Below are 19953 nucleotides of genomic sequence, written 5' to 3' on the forward strand. Positions count from 1 at the left end.
CGAACCTCTGCAATCTGTTCCGAATTCAACAGAATGCGCTGATAAATGTCGAGGGCCGGCACCATCGGGTGCCGGCCCTCGACAAGGTGGTTGCTCGCTCAGCTGACGCGGCGGATGCCGGTCACCTTGCCCCACGGGATGGGCGTGATTCGTACGGTGTCACCGCTCTGCACCGCGTTGAGGTAGCGGCTGCCGTCCACCGCGATGCCCACGTGGTACACGGGGGAACCGAGGAACACCAGGTCGCCGGGCTGGATCGCGCTGCGCGGCACGGCTGCTCCCACGCGTGCCTGCTCGCGGCTGGAACGCGGCATGGACTTGCCGTGCTTGTTGTAGGCCCACACGACCAGACCGGAGCAGTCGAAGGTGGTCGGACCCTCGGCGGCCCAAACGTACTTGCTGCCCTGCTTGTCGAGAGCCGTGCGCAGGGCCGCGGCGGCCAGGCCGCTGCCGGGGACGTTGATGCCCTCGATGGGGAAGCCGGGACGGCCGTTGGGGTAGAGGCGGTTGAGCTGCGCCTTGACCTGGTTGATCTTGGCGTCCATGTCCTTCTTGCGGACCTGGAGCTCTTCCTTGATCTTGGCGGCGGCGTCCTTGGCCTCCTGCGCCTTGCGCTGGTTCTCGGCCGCGGTGCGCTCTGCCTCGGTGGCCTTGCCGGTCACCGCGAGCAGCGCGTCCAGCGCCTCCTTCTGATCACTGGCCACCATGTCCAAGCGGGACATGGTCTCCAGGTAGTCCGAGGCGGACTTGCTGGACAGCAGCGCCGCGATCTGGTTGGGGCCGGTTCCCTGGTACGAGGAGCTGGTCAGCTCATCGACCTTGGTGCGGAACTGCCCTTCCTGGCCACGGGCCTCCTCGAGGACCTTCTTGGCTTCCTCGACGGTCTTGGTGGCCTGCTCCAGCTCGGCTTCCTTGGCCTTCAGTTGGTCGGTCGCCGCGTGGTAGTCCTCGGTGAGCTTCTCCGCCTCGTGGTTGAGCTGGGAGAGCTGCTTCTCGGCCTCCGAGGCGTTGGCGGGAGGTTCGGGGTCGGCGGTGGCGGGGACCGGGGTCATGCTGATCGCCACTGCGACCACGGTTGCCGCCAGCGCTCCGCGCATACCGCGCTTCAGTCGTTGCGACGCCACGTCGCGTTGTGCTCCTTCGTCCTCCGGCCGCCTACCGGGTTAGCTGACGGGTTCGGGCGCCGAAGAAAGCCCTACCGCCACCAACATCGCCGGTTCGCGGCGACGCAGGGGCGGATACACCCCACTAACGTGGTTCCCCGGTTCGGCTCCCCGACAAAGCCGATTCGGCGGTGACCTACGGGCCGACCCTTACTGGGCCGGACTGCCCTCCGCAGGTGCCCGGCTAGGCTACGAAAAGTGAGGACGCTCGTCCAGTACTGCACCCATAAAAGCCGCGCAACAACTTGCGGTAGCTCGTTTGGGTGCACTTGATGTGCTGGGCGTGACCGCCGTAACCCGTCAGCTCACCTGCCTTTGTGACCGTTCGGCGCAGCAGGATGACCGCTGGGCGCAAGGCCTTGTGATCTTGCGCGTGGCATCACAATCGCAGCCGCCGGAATTGGACACCAGACGCAGCCGGGGAACCATACCGGCATCGGCCAGCGCATGGATCGCGGCCCGCTCCGGACCGTCCAGGGTCCCGCTCGAGGGGGGACCGAGCAGCACGCTCACCACGCAGTCCCGGCACGCGTCACCCCGGACGACACAGCTGTCGCAATCGATGATCTTCATCGCGAGACTCCTCAACCCGACATGCAATCGAACAACTGTTCGCACAGTAGCGGAGTCCACCGACAGAACGCGCTCAGGCCCCGGCGAACTCCCAGTGCCACGGCTCCTCGCGGCCGCGGCCGGGTTGGGCCCAGGGCGGGTTGATCCAGCCGAAGGCGGGGGCGTTCGCGGCCATCCAGCCGTACTCCCTGGTCCCGAACGACGTGATTCCGCCGCACAGGTCGACCGCCATGCCCCAGCCGTGGTTGCTGGTACCGGGCACGGCGGCCAGCGCGGGCTTGCGGGCGTAGAGGGTGACCTGCGAGTCGAAGGTCCGGTAGGAGTCGGTGATGCACAGCGCCCGCCCGAAGGCGGCGGCGAACGCGCCGGACAGCGCCTGGTACGCCGCGGCCGCGTCACAGCGCAGCCGGTGGCCCTCAACGCCGATCGTGCACAGCGCCGCCGAGGGGATCAGGCCGTTGGGGAAACCGCCCCACGCGCCCGCGGCGCCGATTCCGGCGTCGGCGGGCACCACCACTCCCCCGCACCGGCGCTCCAGGCCGGTCGAGGTGCGGGCGGGCGCGGGCTCGGGATTCCTGGCGCCCAGCGACGGGCGGGCGAAGCCGACCACCGCGTCGCCATCGGGCACATCGGTGACCACGACCGAGGCCGAGCGGGCGTCCGCGGCGAGCATGGCCTTGCCGTCGAGCAGCAGCCCGACGTGCTGCACGCCCTCGGCCGCCGGGCCGAGGAACACCACGTCACCGGGCTGCGCCGCCTCCCGCGGCACCGGGGGAAGCACGGAGAACTGTTCGGCGGCCGCGCCGGGCAGCGGCACGCCCGCGCGAGAGAACACCGCCTGGATCAGGCCGTCGCAGGAGTAGGACACCGGCCCCGAGCCGCCCTTGCCGGGCACGTAGGGCTTGCCCATCGCCTCCATCGCCGCGTCGACGGCGGCGATGGTCTCCTTGGGCAGCACCAGCAGGCGCTCGCCCGTTGGCAGCGAGGTCTGGGCCGCTCCCCCGGCGTCGGACAGGCCCAGCAGGCCTGCGGGCAGCCTGGCCACGTCCTGCAGCGCCGACCGCGGCGGCGGGTCCACCCCGGCGGCGGTGAGCTTGTCCTTGTACCCGCGCCAGTTCGCCGCGGTGCGCTCGTTGCGTTCCTGCTGGGCCTTCTGCATGGCGACCACGGCCTGGTTGGTGTTGGCCAGCACTCCCCGCAGCTCGGAGGAGACCGCGGTGGCCCGGTCGGTGGCCCGCGAGGTGCGGTTGTCCAGATCGGCGCGGCGCCCGTCGGCGGCCTGCCTGGCGCGTTCGGCCTGTTCCTCGGCGGCGACGGCGGCGCGCTGCACGGTCAGCACGGCGGTCAGCCGCTTGTTCTGCTCGTCCCGCACCGCGGAGACCAGTTCGTAGCCGCTGAGCAGGTCTTCCTTGCCGATCGATGACAGCAGCACCCGCATGCCGCTGGGCGGGCCGAGGCCGGTGTAGATCTCGGCGGCGTACCGGTCGATCTCGTGTTGGATCGCGGCAACGCCCGCGTCGGCCTCGATGCGACGGGCCCTTGCCTCGTCCAGGCGGGCGGCGGCGGAGTCCACGTCGGTGCTCGCCGTGCGGACGTCTTCGGCGAGCTTGGTCAGCTCCTGCTGGGCCGCGGCGGCGGCGCGCTGCAACTCGGCCACCTCGGCGTTGGCGAAGGCGTCACCGGGGCGCGGATCGCCCGCCGGTGCGCCGGGCCCCACCCCGGCCTCGTCCGGTGGCTGGGCGCCGACGGGTACGGCGATGAGCAGGGCGGCTGCCAGTGCGCATGCCAGGCCGCTGCGGAGGGAACCGGCCCGCAATCCTCACCTCCGGCCGGATACGAGATTGCGATTTCCAGTGGTGGAAATCGTGTGCTGTCCACTTTCCACGGACCGAACAACGCAATCCAACGGTTGTGAATGAAGTTCACCCAGATTACTGACCGGTCGGTAACAAAGAGTTCACACCCGCCCCAGCCTGGCCAGCAAGACGGCGGACGGCACCGGATGCGCGCCGCGGCGGCGGACCGAATCGGCCACCGCCCGGTCCGAGGTGACCACGACGACCGGACGGCCCTCGGGCTCGGCCGTGACCAGCGCGCGGATCACATCGTCGGCCAGCACCCCGGGGTCGCTGAACAGCACCCGCACCCCGCGTGGCGCCGCGGTGGGCACCGCGACCACCCCCGCCCCGTCGTAGACGACGGTGACCTCGGCGCGGGTCCTGGCGGCCATCACGGCAAGCTGGTGGTTGAGGCGCTCCCGCTGCTCGGACAGCGCTAGCTCGGGATAGCCGGTCTTGGTGACGTTGTAGCCGTCCACGACGAGGTGCACCGAGGGCAGCGCGAGCAGCCGGTCCAGTGCCGCCGGGTCCTCGACCCTGCCCACCGCGCCCTGTGCGGCGGTGGCTCCGCGCACCAGGTCGGCCGGTCGGGGCCCGCCGCCGCCCAGCGCGAGCTCGCGGCGCAGGCCGGTGACCGCGCCGTCCAGGGTCTCCACCAACAGCCCGAGCCGGACCTCGTCAGCCTGCCGGGCTTCCCGCGCGGACTGCCGGGCGACCTCGGCGTCGGCCAGCGCCCGCGCCGTCTTGGCCCGCTCGGCCTCGGCGCGTTCGCGGTCCCGGTCGCGTTCGGCCCGCAGCGCGGCCACCGTGCTCGCCGCCTCGGCCTTGACGCGTTCCAGCTCCTCGCGGGCCTGCTCGGCGGTGTCCTTGGCCTCGCGCAGCTTCACGCCCTGCTCCCGCAGCCGCTTGCGCAGCCGCTCCAGTTCGACGTCGCTGTCGGCGCGTGCGTTCTCCGCGGCGCCGAGCGCGGTGTCCAGGTCCCGGCGCAGCCTGGCCAGTTCACCGGCGAGGCGGTCGGCCTTGCCGACGGCGGCATCGCGTTCGGCACGCAGCGCCGATTCGGAGACCCGGCGCGCCACCAGTTCGACGTAGTGCACCGCAGAGGGTCTGCCCAGCAGCACGGCGGCGGTCGCCACCGCCACCGGGTCGGCGGAGTCGAGATCGATCGCCGACGGCCGGTGCTCGCGAGCCCACTCGACCACGGCGGTGCGGAACGGCAGCGATTCGCCGAGGCCGTTGACCAGCGGCGCGGCGCCCAGCCTGGCGCGTTTGGCAGGCGCGAACTTCGCCACCGCGCGCAGCGGGTTGGGCACGTCCACCTTCGCCAGCGAGCTCAACGCGTCGGCGGCGACCTCGGCGAGCCGGGTGCGCACCGGCTCCGGCAGTTCGGCGAAGTCCACAGCGGACTCCTCCTCGAGGCGCGACTCGTCCACCGAACCGTCCACGGTGGACGGCTCAGGCCATTGGCCTGCCGATTGCCGATCGGTCGCCGGATTTGTCTGCGCCACGCGGTCAAGGCTATCTGTCGCGCGCCCCGCGTACGCATCGGTAATCCACCGGGCACGGCCGGGCGGTCCGAAAATGTCAGGGGTGCGGCTTAGCGTCGGCGGCGATGATCACCGAACAGCTGACCTTCGACGAGTTGGGCACACCCCTGCGGGAGACCACGTTCGTCGTGTTCGACCTCGAAACGACCGGAGGCAGCGCGGCGGAGGACGCGGTCACCGAGATCGGTGCGGTGAAGGTGCGCGGCGGGCAGGTGCTCGGTGAGTTCGCCACGCTGGTCGACCCTGGGCGGGGCATCCCGCCCGAGGTGGTCGCGTTGACCGGGATCACCCAGAACATGGTCGCGGGTGCGCCGCCGCTGGAGCGGGTGCTGCCCGCGTTTCTGGAGTTCGCCGCGGGAGCGGTGCTGGTGGCGCACAACGCCGCTTTCGACCTCGGCTTCCTGCGGGCGGCGTGCGCCCGGCACGGGTACGGCTGGCCGAAGCCGACCACGCTGTGCACCGTGCGGCTGGCGCGGCGGGTGCTCAGCAAAGAGGAGGCGCCCAGCTGTCGGCTGTCGGCGCTGGCCCTGCTGTTCGGCTCGAGCACCTACCCCAACCACCGTGCGCTCTGCGACGCCAAGGCCACCGTCGACGTGCTGCACGCGCTGCTGGAGCGGGTCGGACCGATGGGTGTGCAGTCGTTGGAGGAGCTGATCGGGTTCCTGCCGGAGGTCACGCCCGCGCAGCGCCGCAAGCGCGAGTTGGCGGCGCATCTGCCGTCGCGGCCGGGGGTGTACCTGTTCCGCGGGCCGTCGGAGGAGGTGCTCTACGTCGGGACGGCCTCGGACCTGCGGCGGCGGGTGCGGCAGTACTTCACCGCGAGCGAGGGCCGCGGCAGGCTGCGGGAGATGGTGGCGCTGGCGGTGCGGGTGGATTCGGTGGAGTGTGCCCATCCGCTGGAGGCCGCCGTCCGGGAGCTTCGGCTGCTCGCGGCGCACCGGCCGCCGTACAACCGGCGGTCCAAGGCTCCGCACAAGGCGTGGTGGATCTCCCTGACCGAGGAGGCGTTCCCCCGGCTGTCGATCACGCCGCGGCCGCGGGACGGCGCGTTCGGGCCGTTCCGGTCGAAGTTGACCGCCGTGCAGGCGGTGGAGGCGTTGCAGGACGTCGTGCGCATCCGGCCCTGCACCGAGCGCATCCCGGCGCGGGCCGCGCGGGGCAGGCCGTGTGCGCTGGCGGAGATCGGGCGCTGCGACGCGCCGTGCGCGGGACGGCAGAGCGTCGAGGAGTACGCGCCCGCGGTGGTGGCGGTCGAGGAGCTGTTCCGCGGGGTCAGTGCGGACCCGCTGGACGCGCTGGCGCGGGAGTTGGACGACCTCGCCGCCGCCGAGCGCTTCGAGGAGGCGGCGGCCCGCCGGGACCGCATCGCGGCCCTGGCCCGTGCGCTGGCCCGAGCGCAGCAGCTGACGGCGCTGGCGGGCATTCCCGAGTTGGTCGCCGCGCGGCCCGACGGGGCGGGCGGCTGGGAGCTGATCGTGGTCCGGCACGGGCAGTTGGCGGGCGCGGCGGTGGCGCGCCGCGGTGTGCACCCGATGCCGGTCGTGGACCAGCTGGTGGTGGGCGGGCAGACGGTGCTCCCCGGCGCGGGTCCGCTGGCCGGTGCCCCGCATGAGGAGGTGGCGGTGATCCGGCGCTGGATGGCCCGCCCCGGCACCCGGCTGGTGCGCGCGGAGCGGCCGTGGGCCGAGCCCGCGCGCTGCGCGGCGTCGTGGCAGGACTGGATCAAGCTCGCCGAGGACGGACGGGCGGGTTATGCCGCGGCGGACTGAGGTCGTTCTCGCGGGGGAGGTCGGTCCCGCCGTGGGTTGAGGTGCCGTTCGCCAGGGTTCGGCAGCGTGTGCGTCGTCAGGTTCGGTGACGACGTTGGGGGTAGGCGATGCGCAGGACGATCATGGTGTTGGCGCTGGTGGCGGCGGTGATCGCGGTGCCGGGGGCGCAGGCGGAGGGCGATCCGCCGGTGGTCGACCCCGCCAAGTGGGCGGCCAAGGGGGACGCGCTGATCGTGTTCCCCGGCAAGGACTACGCGCGGTTCGAGATCGACGCCCGCGGTGCGGTGACCGAGGCCAAGGGGACGTTCCACTTCCGGCACATGCTGCCGGACGGCACGGTCGTGTTCCGGGCGTGGGCCGAGGTGGACTGTCTGATGGTGGGCGGGCGGAACGTCGGCGTCACCGGGAAGGTCATCCGCGTGGAGACCGACGACCAGGCGACAGCGGACCTGGTGCGCGACAAGCGGGTCGGCGTCTCGGTGCACGCCGACGGCAGGCGCAGCCACGTCGGCTACACCTGGGAGCTCAACGGCTACAAGGAGGACGTCCAGCCCTGCATGGGCACGGTCCCGTTCTTCCCCACCGACCGCGCGAAATTCACGATCAACCCCGGCACCCGCTGACCGGCCCGCTCTCCCCGGAACGACATCATGCGCTCCTGGGAGAACATCATGCGCCCCTGCGTCGTCATGATGTCGACGCAGGGCGTGAACCGGGGTGAGCATCCCCCGACTTCCAGTCTAGGGGTCTGCGAGTCGGGGGCTGGTGAGGCCGGCAAGCGGCGCGTCGGCCGCACGCAGCCCGGCGCTCACCACACCACCGGAAAGAGCCCCCGGAGTGAGGTCCGGGGGCTCTTTCCGTGCTCGCTTGGCCGGGGCCGCGCTGCGGTGGGTGGATCAGTCCTTCGGGTGGGAAGGTTTGCCGGACAGCTGCCTGCCGCTCAGCGGGCTGGTGCTGTCGTCGGTGTTGGTGCCGTGGCCGTTGTGTTGTTCGGCCCTGGCGCGTTCCAGCGCGACCGTCTCGTCGATCGGGTCGGGCTTGGTCATGCTGCCGGGGAGCGGGGCGCCCGCGCTGCCAAGCTGGTTCATCTTCTTGGGCACCGGGGCGCCCTGGTACTCCAGCGGGAGCGGGTGGCCGTGGTCGTCGACCGGGCCCAGCGGCTGGTGCACCTCGATGAACTCGCCGTGCGGCAGGCGCTTGATGATGCCGGTCTCCACGCCGTGCTCCAGGACCTCGCGGTCCGCGCGTTGCAGGCCGAGGCAGATCCGGTAGGTGATCCAGTACGCCAGCGGCGGGGCAACGACCAGCGCGACGCGGCCCATCCACGTTGTCGCGTTGAGCGAGATGTGGAACTTCAGCGCGAAGATGTCGTTGCCGCCGGAGATCAGCGTGACCATGAAGAACGTGATCGCCATCATGCCCAGCGCAGTGCGCACGGGCACGTCGCGGGGACGCTGCAACAGGTTGTGGTGCGCCTTGTCGCCGGTCAGCTTCCGCTCGATCCACGGATAGAGCGCGGCGATCGTGGTCAGCAGCGGCAGACCCATCATGAACGGGATGAACGGCGCCGGGATCATGTAGTCGCCCAGGTAGGTCTCCCAGGCGGGCCAGAGCCGGATGATGCCGTCGGTCCAGCCCATGTACCAGTCCGGCTGCGAGCCCGCGAGGACCTGCGATGGGTTGTACGGGCCGAACATCCAGATCGGGTTGATCTGGAAGATGCCGCCCATGATCGCCAGGATGCCCACCACGATCGCGGTGTAGCCGCCGCCCTTGGCCGCGAACACCGGCATGATCCGGATGCCGACGACGTTGGATTCCTTGCGGCCGACGCCGGGGAACTGGGTGTGCTTCTGGTACCAGACCAGGCCGAGGTGCAGTGCGATCAGCGCCAGGATGATGCCCGGCACCAGCAGCACGTGCGCGATGTAGAGCCTGGGGATGATCAGTTCGCCGGGGAACTCGCCGCCGAACGCGGCCCAGTGCGTCCAAGTGCCGATCAGCGGGATCGACAGGATCAGGCCGGACATGATCCGCAGGCCGGTGCCGGAGAGCAGGTCGTCGGGCAGGCCGTAACCGGCGAAGCCCTCGAAGGCGCCCAGCGCGAACAGCGTCACGCCGATCACCCAGTTGACCTCGCGGGGGCGGCGGAACGCGCCGGTGAAGAACACCCGCAGCATGTGCGCCACGATCGCGGCCATGAACAGCAGCGCCGCCCAGTGGTGCACCTGGCGGGCGAACAGGCCGCCGCGAACCTCGAAGGAGAGGTTCAACGCCGTCTCATACGCGCGAGACATGTGCACGCCGCGCATCGGCACGTAGGCGCCCTGGTACTCGACCTCCATCAGCGACGGGTCGAAGAACAGGGTCAGGTAGGTGCCGGTGAGCAGCAGCACGATGAAGCTGTACAGCGCGATCTCGCCGAGCATGAACGACCAGTGCGTCGGGAAGACCTTGTTGAACTGACGCCGCATGCCCTTGGCGAGGTGGTACCGGTCGTCGACCCAGCCCGCCGCACCGGCGGCAGCCCGCGAAGCGGCGCTGGCCGGTTTCGTTGGCGTTGTGATGGCACTCATGACTTACGCTCCCAGAACGCCGGGCCGACCGGTTCGATGAAGTCACCGGTCGCTACGAAGTATCCGTCCTCGTCAACCGTGATCGGTAGCTGGGGCAGCGCGCGGGTGGCGGGGCCGAACACCGGCTTGGCGTAGGTGAACACGTCGAACTGGGACTGGTGACACGGGCAGAGCAGGCGACCCGTCTGCTGCTCGTACAGCGAGGTCGGGCAGCCGAGGTGGGTGCACACCTTGGAGTAGGCGTAGTAGTCGCCGTAGTTGAAGCTCTCCTGGCCAGCCCGCTTGACCACGTGCTGGCCGGGGCGCAGCCGGATCAGCATGACCGGGTTGTCCGAACCGCGCAGCGACTTGATCAGCGCGTGCTCGTCGTCGCGCTCGGACTGACGGAACGGGAACACCGTTTCGAAACCACCGGCGTCGATGTCCTCCGGGCGGGCCAGCACGATGTCGTGCGGGTCGCCGGTGTCCCGGCGCAGGTAGATCTTCTCGCCGTTCTTCGGGGTCCAGCCGGACACCCACAGGTCCGACTTCTCCCGCTTGCCGAACGGGTCGCGGAGCAGGCCGCCGAGGGCGAACACGCCGACCGCGAGGCCGACGACACCGGCCCCCGCCGCCGCGGCGCCGGTGATCATCGAGCGGCGCTTGATGCCGCTGCGGTCGCCCGCGTCGGCCAGCAATGCCACCGTGGTCTGCTTGTCGACGTCGGCGGAGCCGCCGTCGTGGCGTTGCTGGACCGCGGTCTCCTGCGGCACGAAGTTCTTGGCGTAGGCGATCACGCCGATGCCGATGGCCAGTACCGCGATACCCAGCGTTGCGCCCACCAGCGGGGTGTACAGCAGGTACACGAAGTGGGCGGTCTCGTCGGTGACCGGCTGGTACTCCCACGGCCAGAACAGGTAGACCCCGATGAACGCCAGACCCGCCAGGGCGGCGAGGGCGAACCAGGCGGCGACCTTCCGCTCGGCCCTGCGCTCCGCGCGGGTGCCCTTGACCGGCCAGCGGTCGTGGTACTCGACCAGCTCGACGCCGTCGAGGTTGGTGCCGAGCTTGACGAGCTCGTCGCGGTCCATCTCCGCGAGCTCGGCCTCGCTCGGCAGCTTCGGCTCCTGCTCGCTGCTCATGCCTTCGCTCCGATCCACATCGCCACGCCCATCGCCGCGGCCAGCCCGACGATCCAGGCGATCAGGCCCTCGGGCACCGGCCCGAACCCGCCGAGCGGGTGGCCACCGGCGGCGTTGTTGCCGTTGGTGACGGCCTTGATGTAGGCGATGACGTCCTTCTTCTCCTCCGGCGAGAGCTGGCGCTCGGAGAACTTCGGCATGTTCTGCGGTCCTGACAGCATCGCCGAGTAGATGTCCAGCTCGGAGGCGTGGTCCAGCGGCGGGGCGAACTTGCCGGAGGACAGCGCGCCGCCCTGGCCGCTCGCGCCGTGGCAGTTCGCGCAGTTCAGCCGGAACAGCTCACCACCGCGGGCCGAGTCGCCGCCGATCAGCTCCTTGCCGCGCTCCTCGGGCAGCTTGGGGCCGCCGCCGCGGCTGTCGATGTAGGCGCTCAGCGCGTCGATCTGCTCCGGCGTGTACTTGGCGGGCTTGCGCAGGGCCTGCGCCTCCTGGCGGGCCATCGGCATGCGGCCGGTGGACACCTGGAAGTAGACCGCGGCCTCGCCGACCCCGATCAGGCTCGGGCCGCGGCCCTCGACGCCCTGGAGGTTGTCGCCGTGACAGGACAGACAGGTGTTGTCGAAGAGCTGCTTGCCCTCCTGCACCTTCACCGAGTCCTCCGCCGCGACGGCGGTCTGCGGCTCCGGTGCGGCCAGGCTGTACAGCACGCCGGCAGACAGCAGCGCGATACCCAGCGCCAGCGCGCCCGCGACCCGGCGCCGGAACTTGGTGCGGGCCCGCATCCGTTGGTTCATGGTGGTCATGGTGTGTGGAAACCCTTTTGGTCGAGTTCGGGGTCGAGCGTGGTGGTGTCTACCGGCTAGGGAACGAAGTAGATCACGGTGAACAGCCCGATCCACACGATGTCGACGAAGTGCCAGTAGTACGACACGACGATCGCGGCGGTGGCCTGAGCAGGCGTGAACTTGCTGAGCTTGGTGCGCACCAGCAGGTAGACGAAAGCCACCAGACCACCGATGACGTGCAGGCCGTGGAAGCCGGTCGTCAGATAGAAGACCGTGCCGTACGCGGACGCCTGGATCGTCGTGCCCTCGGCAACCAGGTTGATGTACTCACCAGCCTGACCGGCGACGAAGATCGCGCCCATGATCAGCGTGATGAGGTACCAGAGCCGAAGTCCGAACACATCGCCCTGCTCCGCCTTGAACACACCAATCTGGCAGGTGACCGAGCTCGCCACCAGAATGATCGTGAAGAACAGCGCGTAGGGGATGTTGAGGTGGGTTGGCGGCGGCGGCCAGTGATCGCTCTGGTTCTGGGCCTTCACCGTGAAGAACATGGCGAAGAGGCCTGCGAAGAACATCAGTTCGCTGGACAGCCAGACGATGGTGCCGACGCTGACCATGTTGGGCCGGTTCAGCGAGTGCACGCGTTGGCTGATGGAGGGCGCTGCCGTTGTCACGCGCAGCATTATGTCCTCATGCGCGCCCAGGTGGCCGTTCGGGGCAGGCGTGGCCCACAGCACACCATGGGGTGACGCACCCTTCCCGACGCGCCCCGATGGACATTTCGGGCGAGCGTCAGGCTTGAAAACGGGCACCGGCCGGGTGGTTCTCCCCACCTCGCCGGACTGCGCCGATCGGCGCAGTCGCCGCGGCCGCTCAGCGTGATTTTGTCGACCTCATAAGGGTGGCGGGCCCTTGTTGCTCATGCGTTGCGTGTGTTGAAACACCAGCGGGCTAGCATCTGGTGTCGCCGGAAAAGCAGTTTCGGAGGATCGCCACGATGAGCTCGCCCATGCTGAACATTCTGGTCTTCAGCCACCGGCCGGAGGTGCGTGAGGCCATTATCACAGCCGTGGGTCGCCGCCCGGCGCCCGATTTGGGGCGGGTGCGCTATATCGAGGCCGCCACCATCGCCGAGGTGCTGTACCAAGCCGACAACGAGGGCGTCGACCTGGCGATCCTCGACGGCGAGGCGCAGCCCACCGGCGGCATGGGGCTGTCCAGGCAGCTCAAGAACGAGATCGACAACTGCCCCCCGATCGTGGTCGCGGTGCGCCGCAAGGACGACCGCTGGCTGGCGACCTGGTCGCAGGCGGACGCGGTGATCGTGCACCCGCTGGACCCGCTGGCGGCCGCGGAGACGGTCGCCGAGGTGCTGCGGTCGACGACGGCGGCGCAGGTCGCCCGAGCCGCCAGGTAGCCGATATGGCCGACCGGACGTGGCCGCTGCTGCTGGGCAGGCTGATCAAGGGCACCTCGCTCGCCGCCGAGGACACGGCGTGGGCGATGGACCAGGTGATGACCGGTACGGCCACCCCGGCGCAGGCGGTGGCCTTCGCGGTCGCGCTGCGGGCCAAGGGTGAGACCGCCGAGGAAATGCTCGGCCTGGCCGAGACCATGCTGCGGCACGCCCGCCGGGTGCGGATCGACGGCCCGGCGCTGGACATCGTGGGCACCGGCGGCGACCAGTCGCATACCGTCAACATCTCCACGATGAGCACGCTGGTGGCCGCGGCCGCGGGCGCGCCCGTGGTCAAGCACGGCAACCGGGCCGCGTCCTCCCGCTGCGGCACCGCCGACGTGCTGGAGGCACTCGGCGTCGCGATCGACCTGCCCCCCGATGGCGTGGAACGCTGCGTCGCCGAACTGGGCATCGGGTTCTGCTTCGCCCCGACCTTCCACCCCGCGCTGCGGCACGTCGGGGCCGCGCGCCGGGAGATCGGCGTGCCGACCACGTTCAACTTCCTCGGTCCGCTGAGCAACCCGGCGCAGCCATCGGCCGGGCTGATCGGCTGCGCGGACCGGCGGATGGCACCGCTGATGGCCGCGGTGTTCGCCGCTCGCGGCAACAGCGTTCTGGTGGTCTGCGGGGACGACGGACTGGATGAGATCACCACCACCACGACCACCTCGGTGTGGGTGGTCTCCGACGGCTCGGTGCGCGAGTCCACTGTGGACCCCGCCGATCTGGGCGTTGCCCGGTCCGAACCGGAGGCGCTGCGGGGCGGCGAGATTCCGGTCAACGCCGAGGCGGTGCGCGACCTGCTGGCGGGCAAGCCCGGCGCGGTCCGGGACGCGGTGCTGCTGAACAGCGCCGCCGCGCTGGCGGCGTTCCACGGCTTCAGCGGCGATCTGGTGGCCGATATCCGCGCGGGCTGGGAGCGGGCCGAGCAGGCCATCGACTCCGGCGCGGGTGCCGACCTGCTGGCGCGCTGGGCCGCGCTGTCCACCTCGCTGCACGGCTGAACCCACATTGCCGTTTCGGTGATCACCCCGATAGGGTCAGTTCAACAAGCGAACTTACAACTTGGGGGTTGCTCAATCATGCTGCGGTACGAGGACGGCCCGTCCGTTTCGGTGGAGATCGAGGTGGCCGCTCCGCCCGCCTCGGTGTGGGCTCTGGTCGGCGACATCTTCATGATGCCCAGGTTCAGCCCGGAGCTGAAGGAGGTCGGTTGGGCGGAGGGCTGTAGCGCGCCCGAGGTCGGCGCCCGGTTCTGGGGCCGCAACGCCAACGAGTGGGCCGAGTGGGAAAGCACCTCCACCATCCTGGCCTACGAACCCGAGCGCACGATCTCCTGGACCCCGGTCGAGCCGGACATGGTGACCTGGGCCTACGAACTGACCCCCACGGAGGCGGGCACCCGACTGCGTCAGTGGGTGCGCGTCGGGCCCGCCAAGAGTCCCTTCTACGAGACGGTCATCGCCCCGAACCCCGAGCGCGAGTCGGAGATCCTCGAACGACGGCTGAACTCCCTGCGGGCGGCCATGATCGCCAACCTCGAGGGGTTCAAGGAACTGGCCGAAGCGGGTCCGCTGCGCTACTCCGACGGGCCGTCCATCGAGGAGGAGATCGAGGTCGCCGCGCCGGTGGAGAAGGTGTGGGCGCTGGTCAGCGATATCTCGGTGATGCCGAGGTTCAGCCCGGAACTGGTCGCGACCGAGTGGACCGAGGGATGCGCCGAGCCCCGGCTCGGCGCGCGGTTCCTCGGCCGCAACACGCGTGAGGGCTTCGGCGAGTGGGAGACCACCTCCACGATCGTCGGCTTCGAGCCGGGCAGGCTGTTCTCCTGGGCGCTGGGCGAGGTCGGCGAGCAGCACTCCACCTGGGCGTTCGAGGTGGAGCCCGCGGGTGAGCGGACCGTGCTGCGCCAGCGCTTCCGGATCGGGCCGACGCCGGGACCGTTCTACCAGCTGTACATCGCCGACCACCCCGAGCGCGAGCACGACATCCTCGCCGCCCGGCTCGGCCAGCTCCGCAAGGCGATGCGCGCCAACCTCACCGGCATCCGCGACCTGGCCGAAACGGCCTGATCAACACCCGTGAGCGGCAACCGGGGTTAACGCCTCGGTCGCCGCTCACGGGCGTTAGCCTGGGTTTTGTGAAGCGGACGGCGTTCTCGGAGTTTCCCTGCACGATCGCGCGCACCATGGACCTGCTCGGTGACTGGTGGACGCCGCTCGTGCTGCGTGAGCTCTACTACGGCCGCAGGCGCTTCGACGCGATCCAGGCGGCCCTGGGCATCGGGCGCGCGGTGCTCACCCAGCGGCTGAACCGGCTGGTGGCCGAGGAGATGCTGCGCAAGGTGCCCTACCAGGACCGGCCGGTGCGGCACGAGTACGTGCTGACGCCCAAGGGCGCCTCGTTCTTCCCCGTCATCGCGGCCATCGCCAGGTGGGGCGACGAGTGGATGCCGGGCAAGCCGCCGACGGCGATACTGACCCACACAAGCTGCGGTCACCGACTCTCCGCCGTCGTGGTGTGCGAACACTGCGAGCAGCGGTTCCGGCTCGCCGAGGTGGGGGCCGAGGAGACCGACAGCGCGGCCGACGTGCCCGACTAGGAGGATTTGGTGCTCACCGCGATCGTGTTGATCCAGGCCGAGGCAGGAAGCGTGCCGGAGATCGCCCAGGCCATCGCCGACATCGACGGCGTGGCCGAGGTGTACTCCTGCGCGGGCGATGTCGACCTGATCGCGATCCTGCGCGTCGCCGACCACGAGGCGCTGGCCGACCTGGTGCCCGCGCGGATCAGCAAGGTCGCGGGCGTGTTGAGCACGGACACCCACATCGCCTTCCGCTCCTACTCCCGCAAGGACACCGAGGCCACGTTCTCCATCGGCATGGACGGCTGAACCGTCTACTCGCCGCGCAGCCGGGCGTGCAGGTGCACGTCGTGCCAGCCGTCGGCGTGCCGCAGGCAGCGGCGCAGAGTGCCCTCGGTGACAAACCCCGCTCGGACCGCGGTGCGGCAGGAGGCCTCGTTCGCCGTCGAGTGCCGCAGGTACAGCCTGTTCAGGCCCACCTGGTCGAAGCTCCACCGGGCCAACGTCCGGGCGGCCCGCCAGGCGATGCCCGCCCCGCGTTCGGCGGGTACCACCCAGTAGGAGACCTCGGCGCTCGCCTCGCGCAGGTCGAGGGTGCGCAGGCCCACCTGGCCGAGCGGCCGGTCGCCGGGGCCCACCACGGCCCAGCCTGCGTCGGTTTCGGCCGCCCACCGCCGGGCCCAGGACGCGGTCCACTCGCGTGCCTCGTCGTCACTGTCCAGCCGCCGGATGTGCCAACGCTGGATGTGCGGGCAGTCGAACGCGGCGCGGACCGTGGGGGCGTCCTCGACGCGCCAGGGCCGTATCCACAGCTCGTCGCCGACGTCGAGACAAGGCTGTTCCAGTGTGGCGAGCGAACCGGCGGGCAGGGCGGGGTCGACAAGCAGCGGCACCCGAACATGATGACGCCCCGGTGCGCCGGATCGGCACGCCGGGGCGTCGGCAAGACCCGTGTCAGTGCTTCTGCGGACCCACGTGGTACTCGAAGACCAGGCCCGCGACCATCACCAGGATGAGGGCGACGGCGATGACGAGCAGCCACATGTAGAAGAAGGCCAGCGCGATGCCGCCGAGGGCGGCGGCGAAGGCCAGCCCGATGGGCCAGTAGCTGCCGGGGCTGAAGAAGCCCAGCTCACCGGCGCCGTCGCTGACCTCGGCCTCGGGGTCGTCCTCGGGACGCAGCTCAAGCCGCCGCGCCACGAAGCGGAAGTAGGTGCCGATGATCAGCGTCAGGCCACCGGTGAGGGTGATGCCCACGATGCCGACCGGCTCCTTGGCCCAGAACCCGTACAGGATCGCCGCCGCGAAGAAGAACGCGGTCAGCAGCTCGAAGATCCTGGCTTCGACCTTCATTGCGTTCGCTCCTTAGCGGTTGCCGCCGTTGCTCGCCTCGCGAGCAGTGCGATCGGTGTTGTAGACGAAGGTGGTCGTCGCCTGCGGCTTGCACAGGTCGCCACAGCTCTTGTCGTCCTGGCCGAGCTTCTCCAGCGCCTGCGCCGTGGTGTACGGCGCGTCGGTCACGGGGTTCTTGCTCTGCCGCAGCTTCATGAACTGGTCGAACCGCTCCGGGGACAGCACGCGGAGCTCGAAGTTCATCATCGAGTGGTACGTGCCGCACAGCTCGGCGCACCGGCCGACGAAGGCGCCCTCGCGGTCGACGGTGTTCTGGAACTGGTTGTCCTGCCCGTTGCGCTCCGGGAAGGGGAAGGTGTCCCGCTTGAAGTTCCAGGCGGGCACGAAGAAGGAGTGGATGACGTCCTTCGAGGAGATCGTGTAGCGCACGTTCTTCTCGGCGGGGATCACCAGCAGCGGGATCTCACCCGGCGAGCCGACGGTGTTGACCACCTGGCCGTTCTCGGCCTTGAACTCCGGGTAGCGGAACTCCCAGTTCCACTGGAAGGAGACCACGTCCACGTTCAGCTCGGGCTGCTTGGACTTGTCGTTGACGAAGTTCTGCGCCACCGCGGTGAAGTAGAACAGCACCACGACGATCACCAGCGGGATCACCGTGTAGACGATCTCCAGCGGCAGGTTGTACTGCGTCTGGCGGGGCAACTCGTCGCCGTCGCGGCGCTTGCGGTGGAAGACCACCGGCCACAGGATCAGCGCCCACACGAGCACACCGACGACGAGGGCGGCGACGACGGACCAGGTCCACAGGTCGCGCATCTGGTCGGCCTGCGGCGTGATGCCCTCCGGCCAACCGAAACGCAGGATCTCCTCGCCGGAGCAACCCGTGGCCACCATGCCCACCAGAGCGACCAGACCCGCGACCTTTGCAAGCCTTGCCGACCTGGTGCCTTCAGTCAGGCCCACGCTGCACGCCTCCTCGATGCCTACCAAGTTCAGATGGCCGCCCCGATCAGCTCGACAGCCCCGCGGAACAGGGCCGGACCGGCCGGTAACAGCCACGCGGGAGCCTAACCCAGTACAGGCGCTATCACCCGTGTGGGGTGAGCGGTCACGCACTCGCGTGTTTGGGCATACTGGCGCCACGGCGGGGCGGTTGGGCCCCGGCGCGAAAATCTACGCGGAAGGTGCGCAAAACCCGTGTGCGGCCTTGTTGGACTGGTAAGCCCATCCGAAACCGACGCCGCCGGTGCCCGCTCCGCGGTCGCGGACTCGCTGCGCTGCCAGCGCCACCGCGGGCCGGACGAGAGCGACACCTGGCAGGGCGGCGAGGTCGTGTTCGGCTTCAACCGCCTGTCGCTGATCGACCTGGAGCACTCGCACCAGCCGCTGGTGTGGGGCCCGCCGGAGGCGCCGACGCGGTACGCGCTGGCCTTCAACGGTGAGATCTACAACTACCTGGAACTGCGTGCCGAGCTGACCGCGTCGTTCGGGACGAAGTTCAACACCGACGGCGACGGCGAGTCCATCGTCGCGGCCTACCACCACTACGGGCCCGCCGCGGTCAACAAGCTGCGCGGCATGTTCGCCTTCCTGATCTGGGACAGCGAGAAGCGCACCGTCTTCGGCGCCCGCGACCCCTTCGGCATCAAGCCGCTGTTCTACGCCGCGGGCCCCGGCGGGGTGGCCTTCGCCAGCGAGAAGAAGAGCCTGCTCGGCTTGGCGCCCACGCTGGGCATCGAGCCCAAGCTGGACCGCAAGGCGCTTCAGCACTACCTGATCCTGCAGTACGTGCCGGAGCCGGAGTCGCTGCACGACGCGGTGCGCCGCATCGAGTCGGGCACCTCCTTCACCGTCTCCCCCGGCGGCGAGGTCGTCGCCGAGCGCTACTTCTCCCCCGTCTTCACCTCCCGCCGGGTCGCGGGCGAGGCCGACGCCGACCTGCTGCACCGCGAGATCGGCGACGCGCTGCGCGATTCGGTGGCCAAGCACATGCGCGCGGATGTGACGGTCGGCGCGTTCCTCTCCGGCGGCATCGACTCCACCGCGATCGCGGCGCTGGCCAAGGAGCACAACCCGGACCTGATCACCTTCACCACCGGCTTCGAGCGGGCGGGCTACTCCGAGGTGGACGTGGCCGCCGAGTCGGCCGCGGCGATCGGCGTCAAGCACGTGGTCCGCACGGTGTCCCCGGCGGAGATGATGGAGTCGCTGCCGCTGATCACCTGGTACCTGGACGACCCGGTGGCCGACCCGGCGCTGGTGCCGCTGTGGTTCATCGCCCGCGAGGCCCGCCAGCACGTCAAGGTGGTGCTCTCCGGCGAGGGCGCCGACGAGCTGTTCGGCGGGTACATGATCTACCGCGAGCCACTCTCGCTGGCCGCGTTCGAGAAGGTGCCGGGGGCGCTGCGCTCGGTGATGGGCAAGGTCTCCACCAAGATCCCCGACGGGGTGCGTGGCAAGGACCTGCTGCGGCGCGGCGCGCTGACGCTGGAGGAGCGCTACTACGGCAACGCGCGCATCTTCCGCGACGACCAGATCCAGGCCGTGCTGCGCGGCTACGACCCGCGCGTCACGCACATGGACATCACCGCGGGCCCGTACCGGGACTCGCAGCACTGGGACCCGGTGACCCGCATGCAGCACGTCGACCTGTTCACCTGGCTGCGGGGCGACATCCTGGTCAAGGCCGACAAGGTGACCATGGCCAACTCGCTCGAGCTTCGGGTGCCGTTCCTGGACCCGGAGGTCTTCCGGATCGCCTCGCAGGTGCCGCTGGAGCAGAAGATCACCCGCGAGACCACGAAGTACGCGCTGCGCCGGGCGCTGCGTGACATCGTGCCGCCGCATGTGCTGCACCGCCGCAAGCTGGGCTTCCCGGTGCCGATCCGGCTCTGGCTGCGTGACGAGATGCACGATTGGGCCCGTGACATCGTGGCGTCCTCGCAGACCGACGCGTTGATCGACAAGCGCGCCGTGCTGCAACTGCTGGAGGAGCACCGGTCCGGCATCCTGGACCACAGCCGCCGGATCTGGGCGCTGCTGGTGTTCATGCTGTGGCACGGAATCTTCATCGAGGAGCGCATCAAGCCGATGATCCCCAAGCCGCAGTACCCGGTGAAGCTCTGAAATTCTGCTCTTCAACGGCAATTCGCCTCCAAGAATCACTCACCGGAGGCGAATTG

General features: G+C 70.0%; 19 protein-coding genes and 1 riboswitch. Of the genes, 8 read left to right on the forward strand and 11 right to left on the reverse strand.

Annotated elements, in window-relative coordinates:
* Positions 1–98 precede the first annotated feature (98 nt).
* The 4 genes from ACU6XJ_RS02205 to ACU6XJ_RS02220 all read right to left on the reverse strand — a co-directional run bounded on the left by ACU6XJ_RS02205 (position 99) and on the right by ACU6XJ_RS02220 (position 5019).
* The gene (locus ACU6XJ_RS02205; RefSeq protein WP_476306306.1) at positions 99–1124 is read right to left on the reverse strand and encodes a C40 family peptidase; all 1026 of its coding nucleotides are present in this window, start codon (positions 1122–1124) and stop codon (positions 99–101) included.
* Between the two features lie 12 nt (positions 1125–1136).
* A riboswitch (cyclic di-AMP (ydaO/yuaA leader) is annotated at positions 1137–1304 on the reverse strand.
* A 159-nt stretch (positions 1305–1463) separates the two neighbouring features.
* Positions 1464–1736, reverse strand: coding sequence for a hypothetical protein (locus ACU6XJ_RS02210; RefSeq protein WP_476306309.1), 273 nt, complete (start codon positions 1734–1736; stop codon positions 1464–1466).
* A gap of 73 nt (positions 1737–1809) precedes the next feature.
* A complete protein-coding gene (locus ACU6XJ_RS02215) occupies positions 1810–3552 on the reverse strand; it encodes an NlpC/P60 family protein (protein WP_476306311.1) in 1743 nt (580 codons plus the stop codon).
* A 141-nt stretch (positions 3553–3693) separates the two neighbouring features.
* Positions 3694–5019 (reverse strand): NYN domain-containing protein, encoded by a 1326-nt coding sequence (locus tag ACU6XJ_RS02220; RefSeq protein WP_476313765.1) that lies wholly within the window; start codon positions 5017–5019, stop codon positions 3694–3696.
* A 167-nt stretch (positions 5020–5186) separates the two neighbouring features.
* Between ACU6XJ_RS02220 and ACU6XJ_RS02225 the strand changes: the two genes are divergently transcribed.
* Positions 5187–6890, forward strand: coding sequence for a DEDD exonuclease domain-containing protein (locus ACU6XJ_RS02225; RefSeq protein ID WP_476306313.1), 1704 nt, complete (start codon positions 5187–5189; stop codon positions 6888–6890).
* A 107-nt stretch (positions 6891–6997) separates the two neighbouring features.
* Positions 6998–7513, forward strand: a complete 516-nt coding sequence (locus ACU6XJ_RS02230) for a hypothetical protein (protein ID WP_476306316.1) — start codon at positions 6998–7000, stop codon at positions 7511–7513.
* Between the two features lie 273 nt (positions 7514–7786).
* On the opposite strand, the gene qcrB is transcribed toward ACU6XJ_RS02230, so the two are convergent.
* From qcrB to ctaE, 4 genes are read right to left on the reverse strand one after another with little or no spacing between them, the layout of a single operon-like run.
* Positions 7787–9466 (reverse strand): cytochrome bc1 complex cytochrome b subunit, encoded by a 1680-nt coding sequence (qcrB, locus tag ACU6XJ_RS02235; RefSeq protein ID WP_476306318.1) that lies wholly within the window; start codon positions 9464–9466, stop codon positions 7787–7789.
* Entirely contained in the window at positions 9463–10587 is a 1125-nt protein-coding gene (qcrA, locus tag ACU6XJ_RS02240) for a cytochrome bc1 complex Rieske iron-sulfur subunit (protein WP_476306321.1), read from the reverse strand. Before qcrA ends, qcrB begins: the two co-directional genes overlap by 4 nt.
* Positions 10584–11390: a cytochrome bc1 complex diheme cytochrome c subunit gene (qcrC, locus tag ACU6XJ_RS02245; RefSeq protein WP_476306323.1), complete on the reverse strand. Its 807-nt coding sequence runs from the start codon at positions 11388–11390 to the stop codon at positions 10584–10586. The genes qcrA and qcrC overlap by 4 nt, the downstream gene beginning before the upstream one ends.
* Before the next feature lie 56 nt (positions 11391–11446).
* A complete protein-coding gene (gene ctaE / locus ACU6XJ_RS02250) occupies positions 11447–12058 on the reverse strand; it encodes an aa3-type cytochrome oxidase subunit III (RefSeq protein ID WP_476306326.1) in 612 nt (203 codons plus the stop codon).
* A 314-nt stretch (positions 12059–12372) separates the two neighbouring features.
* Between ctaE and ACU6XJ_RS02255 the strand changes: the two genes are divergently transcribed.
* From ACU6XJ_RS02255 to ACU6XJ_RS02275, 5 genes are all read left to right on the forward strand, one after another.
* Complete coding sequence (locus tag ACU6XJ_RS02255; protein WP_476306329.1) at positions 12373–12792, forward strand: hypothetical protein; 420 nt, start codon at positions 12373–12375, stop codon at positions 12790–12792.
* A gap of 5 nt (positions 12793–12797) precedes the next feature.
* Positions 12798–13838 carry an anthranilate phosphoribosyltransferase gene (gene trpD / locus ACU6XJ_RS02260; RefSeq protein ID WP_476306330.1) on the forward strand — a complete coding sequence of 347 codons (1041 nt, stop codon included), beginning with the start codon at positions 12798–12800 and terminating at the stop codon, positions 13836–13838.
* A gap of 78 nt (positions 13839–13916) precedes the next feature.
* Complete coding sequence (locus tag ACU6XJ_RS02265; protein ID WP_476306332.1) at positions 13917–14906, forward strand: SRPBCC family protein; 990 nt, start codon at positions 13917–13919, stop codon at positions 14904–14906.
* Between the two features lie 68 nt (positions 14907–14974).
* Positions 14975–15436, forward strand: a complete 462-nt coding sequence (locus ACU6XJ_RS02270) for a winged helix-turn-helix transcriptional regulator (protein WP_476306334.1) — start codon at positions 14975–14977, stop codon at positions 15434–15436.
* 9 nt (positions 15437–15445) lie between these two features.
* Entirely contained in the window at positions 15446–15727 is a 282-nt protein-coding gene (locus tag ACU6XJ_RS02275; RefSeq protein WP_476306336.1) for an Lrp/AsnC family transcriptional regulator, read from the forward strand.
* Between the two features lie 5 nt (positions 15728–15732).
* On the opposite strand, the gene ACU6XJ_RS02280 is transcribed toward ACU6XJ_RS02275, so the two are convergent.
* The 3 genes from ACU6XJ_RS02280 to ctaC all read right to left on the reverse strand — a co-directional run bounded on the left by ACU6XJ_RS02280 (position 15733) and on the right by ctaC (position 17734).
* Entirely contained in the window at positions 15733–16311 is a 579-nt protein-coding gene (locus tag ACU6XJ_RS02280; RefSeq protein WP_476306338.1) for a GNAT family N-acetyltransferase, read from the reverse strand.
* 61 nt (positions 16312–16372) lie between these two features.
* Positions 16373–16771 carry a cytochrome c oxidase subunit 4 gene (locus ACU6XJ_RS02285; protein ID WP_476306340.1) on the reverse strand — a complete coding sequence of 133 codons (399 nt, stop codon included), beginning with the start codon at positions 16769–16771 and terminating at the stop codon, positions 16373–16375.
* A 12-nt stretch (positions 16772–16783) separates the two neighbouring features.
* Positions 16784–17734 carry an aa3-type cytochrome oxidase subunit II gene (ctaC, locus tag ACU6XJ_RS02290; protein ID WP_476306342.1) on the reverse strand — a complete coding sequence of 317 codons (951 nt, stop codon included), beginning with the start codon at positions 17732–17734 and terminating at the stop codon, positions 16784–16786.
* Between the two features lie 234 nt (positions 17735–17968).
* Here ctaC and asnB point away from each other — a divergent pair, with 234 nt between their 5' ends.
* Positions 17969–19897, forward strand: coding sequence for an asparagine synthase (glutamine-hydrolyzing) (asnB, locus tag ACU6XJ_RS02295; RefSeq protein ID WP_476306344.1), 1929 nt, complete (start codon positions 17969–17971; stop codon positions 19895–19897).
* Positions 19898–19953 lie beyond the last annotated feature (56 nt).

The sequence above is a fragment of the Actinorectispora metalli genome (assembly GCF_056323685.1).

Coding starts and splice junctions, on each gene's coding strand:
- ACU6XJ_RS02210 (WP_476306309.1), bottom strand. CDS start 1,736: ATGAAGATCATCGATTGCGACAGCTGTGTCGTCCGGGGTGACGCGTGC.
- ctaE (WP_476306326.1), bottom strand. CDS start 12,058: ATGCTGCGCGTGACAACGGCAGCGCCCTCCATCAGCCAACGCGTGCAC.
- qcrA (WP_476306321.1), bottom strand. CDS start 10,587: ATGAGCAGCGAGCAGGAGCCGAAGCTGCCGAGCGAGGCCGAGCTCGCG.
- ACU6XJ_RS02230 (WP_476306316.1), top strand. CDS start 6,998: ATGCGCAGGACGATCATGGTGTTGGCGCTGGTGGCGGCGGTGATCGCG.
- ACU6XJ_RS02255 (WP_476306329.1), top strand. CDS start 12,373: ATGAGCTCGCCCATGCTGAACATTCTGGTCTTCAGCCACCGGCCGGAG.
- ACU6XJ_RS02265 (WP_476306332.1), top strand. CDS start 13,917: ATGCTGCGGTACGAGGACGGCCCGTCCGTTTCGGTGGAGATCGAGGTG.
- trpD (WP_476306330.1), top strand. CDS start 12,798: ATGGCCGACCGGACGTGGCCGCTGCTGCTGGGCAGGCTGATCAAGGGC.
- qcrB (WP_476306318.1), bottom strand. CDS start 9,466: ATGAGTGCCATCACAACGCCAACGAAACCGGCCAGCGCCGCTTCGCGG.
- ACU6XJ_RS02285 (WP_476306340.1), bottom strand. CDS start 16,771: ATGAAGGTCGAAGCCAGGATCTTCGAGCTGCTGACCGCGTTCTTCTTC.
- ACU6XJ_RS02225 (WP_476306313.1), top strand. CDS start 5,187: ATGATCACCGAACAGCTGACCTTCGACGAGTTGGGCACACCCCTGCGG.
- qcrC (WP_476306323.1), bottom strand. CDS start 11,390: ATGACCACCATGAACCAACGGATGCGGGCCCGCACCAAGTTCCGGCGC.